Origin of the sequence: Lactococcus sp. SK2-659, from assembly GCF_020218185.2 — a bacterium.
In the GTDB taxonomy this organism is placed as follows: Bacteria; Bacillota; Bacilli; order Lactobacillales; family Streptococcaceae; genus Lactococcus; species Lactococcus lactis.
Genome location: NZ_JAIWQZ020000001.1, coordinates 615493 through 631417, shown reverse-complemented (window position 1 = coordinate 631417; position 15925 = coordinate 615493). Strand labels below are relative to the sequence as shown.

The 15925-nt window shown below is 32.7% G+C and carries 11 protein-coding genes and 3 pseudogenes; 1 reads left to right on the top strand and 13 read right to left on the bottom strand.

Features of this window, described 5'->3' with window-relative positions:
* Positions 1–4 precede the first annotated feature (4 nt).
* The 10 genes and pseudogenes from LDP15_RS02945 to LDP15_RS02900 form a co-directional block, all read right to left on the bottom strand.
* The gene (locus tag LDP15_RS02945) at positions 5–586 is read right to left on the bottom strand and encodes an aminodeoxychorismate/anthranilate synthase component II (protein ID WP_015426560.1); all 582 of its coding nucleotides are present in this window, start codon (positions 584–586) and stop codon (positions 5–7) included.
* A 94-nt stretch (positions 587–680) separates the two neighbouring features.
* Entirely contained in the window at positions 681–851 is a 171-nt protein-coding gene (locus LDP15_RS02940; RefSeq protein ID WP_231853423.1) for a hypothetical protein, read from the bottom strand.
* Positions 833–1018 carry a hypothetical protein gene (locus tag LDP15_RS02935; protein WP_015426561.1) on the bottom strand — a complete coding sequence of 62 codons (186 nt, stop codon included), beginning with the start codon at positions 1016–1018 and terminating at the stop codon, positions 833–835. The genes LDP15_RS02940 and LDP15_RS02935 overlap by 19 nt, the downstream gene beginning before the upstream one ends.
* On the bottom strand, positions 1005–1154 hold the full coding sequence (locus LDP15_RS02930; RefSeq protein WP_225513468.1) for a hypothetical protein: 150 nt from the start codon (positions 1152–1154) through the stop codon (positions 1005–1007). Before LDP15_RS02930 ends, LDP15_RS02935 begins: the two co-directional genes overlap by 14 nt.
* A gap of 206 nt (positions 1155–1360) precedes the next feature.
* Positions 1361–2074: pseudogene (locus LDP15_RS02925) on the bottom strand (Ig-like domain-containing protein); the annotation flags it as partial.
* Positions 2075–2098: 24 nt separating this feature from the next.
* Positions 2099–2956, bottom strand: a pseudogene (locus LDP15_RS02920) (adhesive domain-containing protein); the annotation flags it as partial.
* A gap of 249 nt (positions 2957–3205) precedes the next feature.
* Positions 3206–3532: a helix-turn-helix transcriptional regulator gene (locus LDP15_RS02915; protein ID WP_015426563.1), complete on the bottom strand. Its 327-nt coding sequence runs from the start codon at positions 3530–3532 to the stop codon at positions 3206–3208.
* Between the two features lie 876 nt (positions 3533–4408).
* On the bottom strand, positions 4409–5350 hold the full coding sequence (locus LDP15_RS02910) for a metal ABC transporter substrate-binding protein (RefSeq protein ID WP_015426564.1): 942 nt from the start codon (positions 5348–5350) through the stop codon (positions 4409–4411).
* Entirely contained in the window at positions 5334–6188 is an 855-nt protein-coding gene (locus LDP15_RS02905; RefSeq protein ID WP_015426565.1) for a metal ABC transporter permease, read from the bottom strand. Before LDP15_RS02905 ends, LDP15_RS02910 begins: the two co-directional genes overlap by 17 nt.
* Before the next feature lie 7 nt (positions 6189–6195).
* Entirely contained in the window at positions 6196–6909 is a 714-nt protein-coding gene (locus tag LDP15_RS02900; RefSeq protein ID WP_015426566.1) for a metal ABC transporter ATP-binding protein, read from the bottom strand.
* A 272-nt stretch (positions 6910–7181) separates the two neighbouring features.
* Here LDP15_RS02900 and LDP15_RS02895 point away from each other — a divergent pair, with 272 nt between their 5' ends.
* The gene (locus tag LDP15_RS02895; protein WP_015426567.1) at positions 7182–7595 is read left to right on the top strand and encodes a VOC family protein; all 414 of its coding nucleotides are present in this window, start codon (positions 7182–7184) and stop codon (positions 7593–7595) included.
* Between the two features lie 106 nt (positions 7596–7701).
* Here the strand turns inward: LDP15_RS02895 and LDP15_RS02890 are convergent, their stop codons facing one another.
* The 3 genes and pseudogenes from LDP15_RS02890 to LDP15_RS02880 form a co-directional block, all read right to left on the bottom strand.
* Positions 7702–11955, bottom strand: a complete 4254-nt coding sequence (locus LDP15_RS02890; RefSeq protein WP_225513469.1) for a bacterial Ig-like domain-containing protein — start codon at positions 11953–11955, stop codon at positions 7702–7704.
* Positions 11956–12428: 473 nt separating this feature from the next.
* Entirely contained in the window at positions 12429–12656 is a 228-nt protein-coding gene (locus LDP15_RS02885) for a DUF4176 domain-containing protein (RefSeq protein ID WP_015426569.1), read from the bottom strand.
* A gap of 127 nt (positions 12657–12783) precedes the next feature.
* Positions 12784–15923 (bottom strand): annotated as a pseudogene (locus LDP15_RS02880) (SbcC/MukB-like Walker B domain-containing protein).
* Positions 15924–15925: the final 2 nt, after the last annotated feature.

The following is a 15925-nucleotide window of genomic DNA, read 5'->3' as shown; positions in this document are numbered from 1 at the left end:
AAGACTACACCACTTTCAAAAAATTATTTAACATTTCATGACCATATTCAGTAACTAAACTTTCTGGGTGAAATTGTAAAGCCCACAATTTTAATTTTGGCTGATGAATCGCCTGAATAACACCATCCTCACTTTGCGCATCAATTTCAAAATCATTAGGTAGTTTATCGACAATCAATGAATGATAACGTGCAACTTTCAAATTTTGTGGAAGTCCATTAAAAATTCCTTGACAATTATGACGAATGACAGAAATTTTTCCATGCATTGGCCTCTCACCAAGAACAACATTTCCCCCAAAACATTCAGCAATGACTTGCTGACCCAAGCAAATTCCTAACATAGGAATTTTTCCAGCGTATAATTGAACTACATCCCTACTAAAAACGGCTTCTTTTGGTGTTTTTGGACCTGGAGAAATGATAATCGCATCATAATTTTCACAAATAAAATCCGGAGAAATTCTAATTTTCTGACTCATTTTATCTTGGTCATTAACCACTGTTACACTACAATCTAATTCCTCGAAATACTGTACCAATAGATAAGTAAATGAATCATAATTATCAATTAAAAGCAATCTCATTTCAGCCTCCTTCTTCAATTATACTAAAATTATCTAGTCAAGACCTCTACTGGTATCTTATCTATAGATTGTATTTCATATATTTGGATTAAAGTCATGAATAACTTTTATGGAACGAACGCAAAGTATGCTTCCAAAGGCAAATTTGCTTAATATACATTACCAAATAAAGTAAGAATTGACGAATCTTTTTTGCCAAAAAGTCTGTAGCAAGAGCTGATACAGCTGGCGTTCTAATCCAAGTAATTACATTAGCGTTAACCAATACAACAGGAAGTCCATTTTTGAGTCAAATAACATTACTTCTCCAACATGAGAAAGGAGATTTAAGGCATGATTAACCGGAAAAGCAGTTATAATTTTAGCACCAAAATAACGATTTTCACCAAGACAAGCTAGCATTAAAGCAAAAACACTTTTATTTTTTTCCATCAGGTAATATTTCGACCATTCGTTCTACTTGAGCAATTGTTCCGTTCTCATGACCTTTTAAACAATCACTCATTACCTGAATTGATTCTTTAAAACTTAAAAGTTCAACTACTTCATCATAACTTACTTGTTTCATTCTAGTTTCTTTTGCTAATATATAAATTTTCTTCGATTAATATTATAGCTTTACACTAAGTGAGATACAATATTAATATTGTATGGTATATCATTGATTAATTTTATTCCTCAGGAACTTCATACTATAATAAAAAAGCAACTATCGCTTAATAGCGATAGTTGCTTATATAGAATATTAAATTCGTTTAGCCAAATCTATTATTTAACTGCAAACCAGGCTGTCTCACCATATTTCCATCCGATGCTGAGCAATGAATTTTGTTCGAATGAGCTCATAGTATAGTTGTGGGCACCTGTTTCAGCATTAGGGTTATAGGCAACATATACTGCTTTGCTTCCGCCTGAATAGAATACAGGTTTAGCATTGTTATCCCATCTCCATCCTTTAGATACAAGACTTTTTGCTTCATACTGGCTTGTTGTATAGTAGTGGTCTCCACCTTTAGCGTTTGGATTATAAACACGGTAAATTGCTGTACCACTTGTTGGAGCAGTTTCTAATGTTCCTTCATTTCTCCAACCAGCTTTGATATCTTGGTCACGTTCGTAAGCTGATGTTGGGTAGAAGTGTTCCCCAGTATTTGGATTATACAAACGGTAAACTACTTGAGTCTTATCTGGATCTGGAGTTGGGGTCGGGTCTCCTGGAATAGTAGCATTGGCAGCTACTGATGTGTTTCCACTAGCATCTGCTGCTTTTGCTGAGACTTTGGCCCCAGCTTTTTGCTCAGTAATATTAACATTTACTGTAGCTTGTGTTTTACCGTCAGCAGTTCCTGGAACTTTAGCACTACCAATTTTAGCACCTGATGCATTGTAAACAGTAACTGTTGAACCAGCTTCTGCTTTTACAGTTACAGATGATTTTTTAACGTTGCTAAGAATAGGAGTAGCTGGAGCTACAATATCAGAGAACACTACATCTTTGTTTGCATCTGCTGTATTTGCAAAGATATCCCAGCTAATTCCTGAAGTATTTTCAATACCAGCAGTGAAGTTTGTTGTCAAACCATTAGGAGCATATTGTTCAAACCAGCTCATTGGTAGATCTAAGTCTACAGGGAATTTAATTGTAGCTGATGTAAATACACCTGCATTACCAAACATACTTGCAATATTTGCTGAACCGTTGATGATACTCTTAATTGAATTAAGAGCCACATTGATACCTGGTTTTACAATATTTGTAATTGTATTACCGATAGTTCCGAAAATTCCGCTTCCCCAATTGACCATATTAATTGCATTTTGAAGGTTATCAAGCATAGTAATAATTTGATTTGCAATATGACGAGCAGTTGCATCGTCGAATTTAGCAGTCGCAACACCATCTTGAACGGTAATATTTGAAACTTGCTTAGATAAATCCATATTTTGGAAAGTTTCTAAAACATTAAGAGCATCATAAACTTTATCCAAGTTGCTTCCAGCAAATTGAGGATTATTCACCATAATTGCAAGTTGTTTTTTGATTGCATTATCTGTTCCAGTAGCAAGGCTATTAAAAAGATCTCCAAGTACAGGAATTTTAGTGATATTAATCCCCATTTGGACAGAAACATCAGCATTATCATCAAATTTGATGTTATTTGCTAATTCAGCAGGGATTTTAATTTCAGCAGATTTTAATGTTTGAAGTAAAATATTTGCTTGAGCACCAATATTATTCGTAACAGTAAGTGTCCCCATATGTGAACCTGTTGTATTAATTGGTGAACCATAAGTAGAATCAAGTTTAGTTTTAGAAGCTAGTGTAACGTCTACTTCTGAGGCTTGCGCAGTAATAGATGTAGCATTCATCAAAGGAACTGCCACTGCACTTGCACCAATCAAAGCTGTTGAGAATAGTGCAACTGCACTAGCCTTTTTGAATTTTTTCATTTTTCTTTCTCCATTTAGTTTTTTTACTTCTTCCCTCTAAAATAATTTTAGAAGGTGACAATGAGTCCCATTATCTGGACGGAACAATATTTATTAACCTTTTACCCCCTTTCAACTAACAAACAATCATATATCGTGTCTAAAGCTTCAAAATTAGGATTTTAATATCTATTTAAGACTTGACTCTTTTAGTGAGAGTATCCAGTCTAAACTTAACTCAAAAATCTCTTTTCTTTGGGCCATGTTTAATCTTTCAAATATCTCTTTTATAGATTTAACTTCTTTATCTAGACTCTTACCAATCAAGAATTCTGGAGATACTTCAAAATAACTTGCTAATTCTAGCAATCGAACAGCTGAAGGTTCTCCTCTACCCTTATAGTTATTTAAGGCATTACGGGGATAACCGAGTTCTCTTTCTACCTGATTATTTGATTTATGCGATAGGCGAACAAGTTCTTCTAAACGCAAGTAAAAATTACTATTCTCTTCCATACTCTCCTCATAAACTAAATATTATTTTATTTTAAGATAACCTCTAATTTTGAATCTTAATTATATTAAGGAATTCTTTTCTATAATTTCAAGTACTTTCAGAAAAACTAATCTTTTTCCGAAAGAAACAACAGAAAATGTTGTATTAACGTGGATAGTCAATCAGACATAATAAACACTCAAAGTTTTTTTATAAAAAATACTTGACATAATCGTAAAGATAATGTACACTATACAGTATCATATATGTGTTACGTATATTTCGGAATCTGTAATGTATTCATATAACTTTACAAAAAAGATTAGTTTTCTTAAAGACTAGCCTTATTTGAAATTTTTTTACATTTAAAACTTCTTCTATGAATAAGTTTGATAAATTACCTTCATTATTCCTATAATTACAGCTTTAAATCCCTGTTATATATATTGAAATCAATAAATAAAATGGTATAGAGTACATGTTGTAACAAATTAACTACAACTTTTATGGTTTACACTTATATAACTTTATGTTCTACTGTTTACAATAAGGTTGATGTATTATATCGCAAACACTTTAGTGTTTGTCTTTTTTTTATTTTATAGAATAATTTTTTATTTTTTATTCATTATTTTTTACCAAAATAGATATAAACCCTTTATAGAGCCATTCCTACTTTCTATAAAAAAAGAAATAATGACATAATTGTTTTTATATGTCATTATTACTCATATTGAATATCGTTTAGAATTTTATTTTTACGATTTTATAATTTTTTTATATGTAAATACTATTCAACTTATAAGTAATAACAAAAAGGACCTAGATAAAGTCCTTTTTTTAAGGCTATTACATATATTCTTCAAACATAAAACAGCTAAAATTAATCAAGAAGACTATCTATCAAGCCCTTTATAAATTTTGTCTAAATTCCATTTCATCATACTATAGTAGCTATCCCCATTTTCTCCTTTTTTCGCCACTGAATCTGTAAATATTGTTGAATAAATTGGAATTCCTGTATCCTTAGAGACAGTTTTCATTGGTCGATTATCAACACTACTTTCTACAAAAAGCGATTTGAGTTCAGTAGCTCTTAACTTTCTAACCAGATTTTTTATTTGGTCTGGTGTGCCTTCTTCTTCTGTATTTATCTCCCAAATATAAGCAGAGGGAATATTATAAGCCTTAGAAAAATATTTAAAACAACCTTCGCTCGTTACAATCATCTTTTCATTTTCAGGTATTAAAGAAAATTTGGATTTTGCTTGCTGATCAAGATCAGATAATTTTTTAACATATTTATCTAAATTATGTTTATAAAAGTCCTTATTAACTGGGTCTTTTTTAGATAACTGTTGTTCAATATTTTTTGCATAAATAATCCCATTCTCTAAATTGAGCCAAGCATGCGGGTCTTCTTTTCCTTCAGTGTTATTTCCTTCAAGATAAATGACCTCAACTCCAGTGCTTACAGGAAAATAATCAATATTTTCTTTTTTATTTGCATTATTCACTAGTTTTGTAAACCATGCATTTCCACCTGTTTCCAAGTTTAAACCATTGTAAAAGATTAAATCTGCTTTAGAAGTTTTTTGAACATCTACAGGCAATGGTTCATATTCATGCGGGTCTTTTCCAACCGGAACTATACTATGCAAATTGATTTTATCATCAGCAATATTTTTTGTGATATCTGCCAAAATTGAATTAGTCACGACCACATTTATTTTTTTATCTGTGACTTGGTCTGTTTTTTTATTTGAGCAACCTACTAGAAAAACGATAGCACCTAGTGCTATAAAAGTTATCAATATATTTTTATATTTTTTGTTCATCAATTTTAACCTTCTTTTTTATAAAATTTTGTTTTGGTGAAACTAAAAAACTAATTGCAAAAATGATAGCTGAGGTAATAACAATGCTTGAGCCGACAGCAATATTAAAGCTATAACCTATAAATAAACCTAAAACGGAAGAAACTGCCCCTAATGATGAGGAGAGAATTATCATTTTCCTCAAGCTATTAGTATATAAATATGCTGTTGCTGCTGGCGTAATTAACATAGCAACAATTAAAATTGTTCCAACACTTTGCATTGCAGTCACTGATACAAGCGTCAATAAAACCATCAAAAGATAGTGATAAAAATTAACTTTCATTCCAATTGCTCTTGCCATTAAGGGGTCAAATGATGTAATTAAAAGTTCCTTAAAAAAAAGGATGATTACTACTAAAACAATTCCCGAAACTCCTATTGTCAACCATTTATCAATATCTTGCACTGCTAAAATATTTCCAAAAAGGATATGGAATAAATCCGTTGAACTATTGGCAATTCCAATTAATATAACACCTAAAGCTAGAAATGAACTAAATGTAATTCCAATCGCAGTATCTCCTTTGATAATACTATTATTTTTTATGAAAGTAATAATTATCGAGGAAAGTAATCCAAAAATAATTGCCCCTACAAAGAAATTTATTCCTAAAATATAGGAAATAGCAACACCAGGAAGTACTGCATGAGAAATCGCATCACCCATTAAGGACATTCCTCTCAAAATGATGAAACAACCAAGTGCTCCTGAAACTACGCCTATCACAACTGCTGTAACTAAAGCATTCTGTAAAAAATGGAATTCATATAAACCATTTATAAAATTCTGTATCATTTGATTCTTAATCTCCTATAAATATATTATCTCCATATGCCGCTTTTAAGTATTTTTGATTAAAACTATCTCTTACTGAACCATAAGAAATTAATTCTCTATTTAAAATAATAATGTCATCAAAATACTCTCTTACTTTGCTTAGATCATGATGTACTATTAAAATGGTTTTCCCTTGACTTTTTAAATCTTGAAGAATATTCATAATAATCTTTTCACTTATTGAGTCTATCCCTACAAATGGTTCATCTAAAAAGATATAGTCTGCTTCTTGAACTAAACACCTTGCCAACAAAACCCTTTGAAATTGACCACCTGATAGTTCACCTATCTGCCTATTTTCATATTCTGATAAGTTAACTTTTTGTAAAGCGTTAGAAACCCTTGACCATTCTTTATTTCCAAGTTTTTGAAACAACTTTAATCCCGTATAAGTACCAAGAGATACGCACTCCTTAACTTTAATTGGAAAAGTATGATCAATATCACTTTTTTGCTCTACATAAGCTATATTTTTCAGTTCCTTTTTACTTACCTTACCATTTATTAATATTTTTCCAGAATGTGGAATAATATTGAGAATAGCCTTGATTAAAGTAGATTTTCCTGCACCGTTTGGTCCGATAATACCAGTGATTTTCCCAGGTTTAACTTCTAGTTGAATATCCTTCAGGACTTTATTTTCATTATAGAATACATTTAAATGTTTAGTACTTATCATTGTTCTCTCCTTATGCTGGTAAATAAAAACTTATAAATCTTTTCACAATTATAGCATACGCTAAATATTTAATCAATATATTTTGCATAGGCTATTTATCTTTTAATATTAATTAATATATTTGAAAACTCACAGTTTTCTTTCCATACTAAATTGCAGATTTCGTTCTCAAAAAGTTTAAGTCATAAGTTTGGATTCCTGCACTATTATCTGTTATACTTCAAGTAAGATCTTTTAGAGAACGTTTTCATTTACGCAAGGAGGCAAACAATATGACAACTATGGTTTTTGTAAATTTTCCAGTATCTGATATTGAAGCATCAACTAGTTTTTATGAAAAAATAGGTTTCAAAAAGAACCCTAATTTCTCAGATGAATTGGTTAGTTGCATGGTTTGGGATGAAAATTTTTTTATCATGCTACTATCACATGCTCGTTATAAAACATTCATTGGTGAAAAAGAAATTGCGGATACAAAATCATCAAGTGCTGCATTAATTTCATTTACTTTTTCAAGTGCGCAGAGTGTAAAGGACTTTGGTAAATTGGCAAATGAAAATGGCGGAAAAAGCCTTTATTTAGATAATGGTATTTCTGAAGAAATGATGTATGGTCTTGAAGTCCAAGATCTAGACGGCAACTGTTTAGAGCCTGTTTGGATGAATTCTGAGATGGGAAAAAATTGATTTCATGAAAAAATTTCTCTAACTAGTAAAAAGGCTCTCACAAACGAGAGCCTTTTTTATTTTAAAAAAGAAATCTTATATTTTATTTTCAAAAGAAACTAGTTAATTATCTTTCAAATGTATTCTTTCTCCATGCAATTCCTCCAATTGTCAATACTGAAAGCAAATCTAAGCCAAGTGCCATCAACTCTGAACTCATTAATTCATCTGAGCCTGTAGTAGGAAGTGAAGCTCCAAATGGCTCCAATACTATAGGCGTACTAAGAACATTCACCTTGTTACGAAGAGCTGAATTATTACCAGTCGATATTGTAGGAACAGAGAGTGCAGTGTTCCCAACTTTTGAAAATGGTACTTTTTCTATTACTTTTACTCTCATATTATTTCCAAGAGTGTCATCTGTATTAACTCCATCTTTACCATTTTGACCATTGGCACCATCTTTACCCGCTACACCTGCTGGCCCTTGCGCTGAAACTCCCGTATCTTTTCCATTGATAAAGATATCTCCATTATTTCCAATTGTAAATGTTGGACTTTCTCCATCCTTACCATTTGTACCATTTTGACCATCAGCACCATCTTTACCTGCTACACCTGCTGGCCCTTGCGCTGAAACTCCCGTATCTTTTCCATTGATAAAGATATCTCCATTATTTCCAATTGTAAGTGTTGGACTTTCTCCGTCTTTACCATTTGTACCATTTTGACCATCGGCACCATCTTTACCTGCTACACCTGTTGGCCCTTGTGCTGAAACTCCCGTATCTTTTCCATCAATATACCAATCACCATTTTCTCCAATGCTAATATCTGGCTCTTTACCCTCAGGACCTGTTGGACCTGTTACTCCTGGATCTGTTGTTCCGGTAGGAGGGACAACCGTGAGTGATCCTTCACCAGGAAGTGTTACACCTCCTGTTGCAGCTGAACTACTTATAGAACTTGAGGAACTACTAGCAATACTTGAATTATTAGTTGCACTAGAACTTTCAGCACTGTTATTAGAACTAGATGCAACATTACTGCTATTACTTGTCGAGCTAGAACTATTTGAATTGTTTGATGCAACAACCGTCAAGCTTCCTGATCCAGGTAGAGTAATTGGGTCGGCAAAAGTAACTGTACTTGTCAATATGTCTCCCACAGGAATACTTGAAGCATCAAAGCTATAAGTCAAAACAACATGACCAGCACCGATATTATCAACTACCATATTTCCATGGGCGGTAGCAATAATTTTACCTGTATGGGTGTCATAAAGGGTCCCTTCCGTAGGTTGAGAAGTATTTGCGTCCATCATATCATTTTCAATTTGAACAAAATCATAGGCTAGTTGGTTTCCATCCGCATAAATTTGTCCTTGTAAATATGCTCCCGCAAGTTGGTGATTACCAGAAGCAACATAAACTGGCGCAGATGATTTATAAATTTTACCAGTTATAGGATCAATATAACTATAATCTACTGTATAAGTTCCGACTGAGTTTGTATTAACGTATCCAGATACACTGAGTTCATCCAATGATAAACTCTTACCTCCAGTTATAATTGCAGAAACGAAGCCAGCATCTGGAGAATATTGATCCCCAACAAATACGGTTTGAGATTGGGTCGTAATTGTTACAGCACTAGTTGGAGCAATTATAGGGTTAATATTTTCATTGTTCATTTGATAGACAATTGTTGTATAACCAGCCTGTGTTGGAGCGCTGTTTAAACTTACTCCCGCAGTATTCCCTCCTTGCGTAGATGCTGCAGCAGTCCCCATTGTTGTAGTTGCTCCATTTAAAGTTGGTTTAACTACAAACGTTTCGGGTACAAACATACCATCCTGATTTGATCCTGTAACAGCTTTTTGACCTTGATAATAATAGTTTTCGTATGCAAGGTTTTGACTAATCTGACTGCTTGGGTCTTGTGCTGTAAACCCAACTGTCATAGTTGCAGATGCTGTTATTGTAGGAATAGCAGCTGTTCCTGTACCATTTGCACCAACATTCCCACCAAGGCTGAGAACACCATCAATCACACCAATACCAAATTGGATAGCATCAAGTGGGCTGCTTAAATTTCCTTGTATTGAACCAGCAATAGCAGAATTTGATAAATTAGCAATATTGCCTATTCCTGCTAAAGTTTGACCTAAAGAATACCCTATACTATTAGTTCCGCTTGTTAAACTATTTGTAATATCTGCTTGTAATCCTTGGACAATAGAATTATATCCTTTTAAAGCGGTACTATAAGCTGCCGTGGTTGTATTGAGTATACCATTCAAAAAGTTATCTACAATAGCAAGCCCTGTATAAGAAGTATTACTTGAGTAATCATCAAATAGATTTGTAATCGAACTTGGTAGAGTAACAATCGTTCCCAGTTCATTACCCACTGATTGGGTATAATTTGTCACAAGATTAGTTGCCCAGTTAGCTACAGCTGTAATAAAGCCATGACCACTTCCTTGAACGGTAAAGGTACCATCACCGTTATCAACAACTGGTGCAAGATAATTTTCAGTAAATATTCCGCTCGTTGGGGAGCTAGCATTTGCCAATACCTTTCCAGATTCATTAATAGAATTTATTGCAAACTGAACATTATTACCATACTGTTGTAAAGCTGTCGCTGCAACTGTAGTTATAGACTGAATCTGAGTAGAAACATTATAAATTCCTTGTTCAAAACTAGTAGGATTAATTTTTAAAAGTTCACCAATAGTAGGTCCAGAGAAAAGTGCTCCTCCAGTAAGTGGATTTGGAATAGATATTTCAGTACCTAAAACTGTAGTAATTAAATTATTAAGTTGTTGTTGACCGCCATTTAAAATAGAATTAAATGACAACTGGTTAAAAGGCGAAAGAATAGTATTTACTGAACTTGAAATAATTCCATTCACATAATCTGTTGCTGAGAGTCCAACATACTTAAGGACGTTGTCTGGAACACTTACAGCTGGATCAATAACAGCCTCTAAAGCACCAGTAAAATATGTTGCAAGAGAGGAAGCTAAGTTACCATTCAAAATTTGATTGATTGTATCAGTAGTTGAAACCCAAGCAGAGCCCGCACCTGCAGCTATATCATTTACAAGGGAAGCCACACTTCCTACTGCACCTCCAAGAGTATTAGCTAAAGCTTCTGTCGTACTTGAGTCAGCAGTATATTGAATGCTAACCATTGCAGTACTGGCTGCTGAAGTGACGATATAGCCAGTTTCTTCTGCGCTCATCATATTTTGCATTGAAGCAATGGCTGTACTATTTGCAGTAATACTAGTCAATAGATTCGTCATCTGTGTAAGTAAAGAAGCCGCACTTGCATTAAATCCACCCGCTGCAATTGCTTGTGATTCTGCGGCAGACAATGAAGCATAATCAATCGCCATAGAACTAGTAGTTTTTGACAAATCAGCAATCGAGGATGCAATAGCAGAATTTTTTGCAGTTGTAGAAGTTGATTGAACAAACCCTTCACTTCCTACCACATCGTTCGGATAATAACTTTGAGCTCCTTCATTTATTATCTGATAAGAACCACCAATTGTTTGTGCCGTTGCATTATTTTTTACAGCGAGAGTTGTTGTAGTCCCTTGTAAATTAGCCGTCGATTCCTGATTTGCCACATAAATTACTTTGGTATCTGCTACTGATAGACCAGCCTCCACTAAATTAGAAGGTGCTTCGACTGTCCATGAATAATTTCCCCCAGACAGAATATCATTAGCTGGTTCTCCTGAAGGTACTATTTGAGTTTGCTTAATATCAAATGATGTCGAAGGGTTTGCACTACTACCAGCTTGTATTGCCCCATTATTATTTAATGCTGTGCTATTTGTAACTCCTAAAGCTGGTGAGGCTGAGGAATCAACTCTGTTAACAGAACTATTAACACTATAAGTTCCGTCAGTATTAGTTGTATTTTTAGTTTCTGGAAGTCCTGTTGGAGCTGCAGTAGAGCCTAAAGAGTTTGAAATTACTGAAGTTCCATCTTGTCTTAAAACAACGTTACTCGTACTCGTTACAGTTGTAAAACTAGCCACACTTGAGGTAGCTGCTAAACTACTTGCAACCACCATATTTGAAGAAGTGATTGAACTTTGCAGTGAATTAGCATATGAGGCATTATCAGCGCCTGCGGTGGCATTAGATCCTAAACCTCCGGTTGCGGTATTTTCCGTCCCAGTAGCACCCGCTGAACTAAGAACTTGTCCATCTGCATGTACGTCTAGTTCAGTTCCTAAAGCACCTACTAATATAAATGCAATAACTGCAGAACTATAAAGCCAAGTTTTACCAGATTTCCAAGTACGAAATTGAGTGTTTACTTCTTTGAGATTTTCTTTCTTAAGTTTCTCCATAGTTTATTCCTTTTCGTTTAAAATAAAATTGTTTCACAATAACATAATACATTTAAATTAATAATAATTCAAGCGTTTGGAAGTATTATTCATGATTTGCTTTTATAAATAGTTTCCTTTTTGATATTTTTTTAATACACAACCCCTCTCTAATAAACAGTTTTATATAGATTACACTATAGACAAATAGTTTTTATTCATCAAAAACTCACTTTCTATAATGTATAATTATTCATAATCGTTAAAAAATCGAGTAAAAGCCTAATATCAACCTAATAGTTGCTATAAACAAATTATTTTCTTTCATTAAGAATCCAATAATACTTGTTGTATTTTTTTTAAAGCGAAATAAAAAGATTTCGACATACAAAAATTCTTATTTTTCGCCATCAACAGTAATTGTAGACAATAAAAAAAGCAAAAGATATAAAACCTCCTGCCTTTTCATAGAACTAACTCCATAATCTTTTCAATTAATTATCTAAAAAACCCATTTGAAAAATATAAACAACTTCTTCTTGATTAAAATAACGAATCGATTTGAGATTTTTATATCCTTCTGGTATTACTATTGCTGAATAGTCTAGCTCACTATTTGAATCTAACTCTACTTGCTTATAACCAATGATCATCAATTTTTCACTTCCCCCAGCAAGTAAAACTACACTCCCAAGTGGCAGAAAATCCTTTAACTCCCTCATAATTTACAATTTCCCTTATTGCTTCTTCCTATAATTCTTATACGTTAGAGTAATTATAACATTTACTTGAACACAAAGCTACAACTGAAATAGAAATATTACATCATTTTTAGTTAGCATAAAAAAATTATTTAATAACAGATTTAATATTACTTCTACCATCCCCCATTTTATTTATGATAATTTGTTGTCCAATAGTTGCTTTCATTTCCTCTACATGGCTAATTACTCCAACTAATCTATTTTCACCAATTTGTTCAAGAGCTTGCATTGCTTTTTGTAATGTTTCTTGGTCAAGAGAACCAAATCCTTCATCAATAAATAGTGCTTCTATTTGGACACCATTAGCTGTATTTTGTACGACTTCACTTAAAGCCAAAGCAATTGACAATGCGGCTATAAATGTTTCTCCACCCGATAAGGTATCAGCTGAACGAGCCGCCCCTGTTTCATTATCATAAATATTAATATCTAAGCCATGATCCATTCGTCGATTATTTCCCTCGCCAGCAAGTTCAAATCGATATCTATTGTTTGACAACTGATTAATAAAATGAAGGTTAGCATAATCAAGAATTTTTTCTAAATAATTTTGGACCACATATGTTTCAAGCCTTAGTTTATCTTCGGAAGCTCTACCTGAAATTGCATTATAAAGCTTAGTAATTGCAGCTTTTTTGCTAGCATCCTTATCTTGTTCTTTTATGACTTTTTTTAATTCACTAAGAATCAACTTCGCTTGCTCTACTTCATTTTCAGCAGATACCAATTTTTTTTGCAAAAAAACATAGTTTTCATTTGTCTGTTTTTTTTCTTCTTCAATCAATGCAAGATTTGGTCGCTTTTTATTTTGAATTAATTGCTGAATATTTTTAATTTCGACTTTCAATCTTGCTTTATCTGCTTTATATTGTTCAACTTTTTGGGAAATCTGAATTAAATCATCATCATAAGCCCACTCTTTTAATATTTGAAATTCTGTCGTGAATGCCTCTTGCTCAGAAAATTTTTCTTTTATTTTTTCTTTATTGGCCCTTATCCTTTCAAGTAATGTTGCTTCTTGACTTTCCAATGAATCTAAGCTGGCCGTTTTTGAAGAAATTTTTATTTTAATATCTGAAAGTTGTGCCATTAGTTCTGACAGATGTTTTTCAAATAAATCAGCTTCTTCTATTAGCCTATTTCGCTTCCTTATCAAATTATAACTTGTTTCAATAATCCCTATCTCTGTTATTTCGGCGATTAAATTTTCTATCTGCCTATTAAACTCTTGATTACTATATTCAAAGTCTTTTACCTTTTCCTGTAATTCAAGTTTTTTTGACTCCAAATCAGCAAGCTTTACTTTTGTTTCATCATTTTTTACCTCTTCCATCTCTAACGATTTCGTTAAATTTAAAAGACTTTCCTCAATAGATACTTCATCAAAGGAATCAGGAAATATTTTTGAATAATCAGCAATAAATTCACTATAAAGAATTGAAAGTTCTTTTTCAAACTCATCTGCCTCTATTTTTTTCAAATCAAGACTAGTTTTAAGTTCAGTCTTTAATTGTTGTAATTGTTTATTTTTCTCCAAAAGGACTGTTTGTTTCTTTTGTGATTCATCAATCTCTTTCAATAAATTTCCAAGTTCTTTATAAGAGCTTTCTTCAATAGTTTCTGTAAACGGATGTTCTAATGCACCACACACGGGACATGCTTCGCCTTCTTGCAACTCAGATTGCAGCTGTACGATCATTAAGCGCCTTCTACCTTTTAATTTTTCATTATAAGCAAATTTAGCCTTTTCTAGATTGTCCTTATTTTCAGAAAGCGCTATTGTGTTTTCTTTTAATTTTAATTCTAACCCAACAATATCATCTTTTGAATGTTTCACTTTCTGAAAGGTCGGAATTAATTTCCCTCGAAATGTTAATTCTAATTGATTTCTCTCTTCTCTTTTATTAATAAAGTAATCATCAGAAATAACATCATCTTGAAGAGTTGAAATATTTTCGGCTGCTTGTCCCAAGTTAGCTTTAAAACTTTCTAGTAGTGTGAGATTATCAGCTTGCTCTAACTTTAACTCCTCTACCTTTGATTGTTTTTTTTCTACTTGAAGTGATAGCTGAATCTGGATAAATATTTTTTCTGCTGCTTTTTTATTCTCATTAATATTTTCTTGCTGTTTATTTAGGTCCTCTTTTTCGTTTGTTAATTTTTTCAAAAGAATTTCATCTTTTGCTTTTTCAGAAATTATCCCAGCAATATTATTTTTTAAACTTTTTGACTGTTTTATATCTTGTTCTAATTCATGAATACTTTCTTTTAAGGGAGAGGCCCATTTCAATTTTTTAGATATTCGGAATTTTCTTCAAAAATAGCTGACTTTTCAATAATATTCTGCTGGTAATCATTTTCTAAATTATTTAGATTTTTAAACTGATTTTCTAATTCCAACGCGGATTTATAAGCTAATTCAAGCGAAGTTACTTTTTCTTCTTGTTCAAAAGTTTGACCTTCTATCTCATTTTTTCTCGCAACACGATCCTTCCATAGAGACGTGACTAGATCCAGTTTTTCTTGTTCAGCTGCATCTTCTAGTTCTTTTAATTCAATAGGATTCCAAATTGATGATTCATATAAATTTTGTTGTTTTCGATCATGTTCTAAATAAACAGCATTCATCTCTGAATTTTTAGCCTTTATCTCATTGCTAAAAGATGTAAAAATGTAGGTACCAAATATTCTTTTTAATATTGCCTCTTTATCTGGAGTAGAAGACTTCAAAAATCTCGAAAAATCATTTTGAGGTAGAAGAATTATTTTTTTAAATTGTTCGGCATTCAGATGTAAAAGACGAGTGATTTCTTCTCCAACGTTTTTAGGATTTATTGCAATATTATTTTTCTCGATTCCTTTTACTCTATCTACAATAGCTAATTTTGCTGTTGATTTTTGAAGAGTAGATCCACTGCCTCGTTTCTTTAAGAGTTTTTGTTCAGGACTTCTTTCAATTCTGTATAAAAGATTTCCTTGTTCAAAATAAAAAGTCACGCTTGTCCTATCATCAGCTGTTGCAAACTGACTTCTCATTTCTTTGGCATCTCTATCACCCGTTGTTGTTCCAAACAACGCATATGTCATCGCGTCAAATATCGTGGATTTTCCAGCGCCTGTGTCCCCACTAATTAGAAATATAGGAGATTCATCTAGCAGTCGAAAATCTACGACAGAATTCTCATGGGGGCCAAAATAATTCATTTCCAAATATATAGGCTTCATTT

Coding starts and splice junctions, on each gene's coding strand:
- LDP15_RS02945 (WP_015426560.1), bottom strand. CDS start 586: ATGAGATTGCTTTTAATTGATAATTATGATTCATTTACTTATCTATTG.
- LDP15_RS02935 (WP_015426561.1), bottom strand. CDS start 1,018: ATGGAAAAAAATAAAAGTGTTTTTGCTTTAATGCTAGCTTGTCTTGGT.
- LDP15_RS02930 (WP_225513468.1), bottom strand. CDS start 1,154: ATGAAACAAGTAAGTTATGATGAAGTAGTTGAACTTTTAAGTTTTAAA.
- LDP15_RS02915 (WP_015426563.1), bottom strand. CDS start 3,532: ATGGAAGAGAATAGTAATTTTTACTTGCGTTTAGAAGAACTTGTTCGC.
- LDP15_RS02910 (WP_015426564.1), bottom strand. CDS start 5,350: ATGAACAAAAAATATAAAAATATATTGATAACTTTTATAGCACTAGGT.
- LDP15_RS02905 (WP_015426565.1), bottom strand. CDS start 6,188: ATGATACAGAATTTTATAAATGGTTTATATGAATTCCATTTTTTACAG.
- LDP15_RS02900 (WP_015426566.1), bottom strand. CDS start 6,909: ATGATAAGTACTAAACATTTAAATGTATTCTATAATGAAAATAAAGTC.
- LDP15_RS02895 (WP_015426567.1), top strand. CDS start 7,182: ATGACAACTATGGTTTTTGTAAATTTTCCAGTATCTGATATTGAAGCA.
- LDP15_RS02890 (WP_225513469.1), bottom strand. CDS start 11,955: ATGGAGAAACTTAAGAAAGAAAATCTCAAAGAAGTAAACACTCAATTT.
- LDP15_RS02885 (WP_015426569.1), bottom strand. CDS start 12,656: ATGAGGGAGTTAAAGGATTTTCTGCCACTTGGGAGTGTAGTTTTACTT.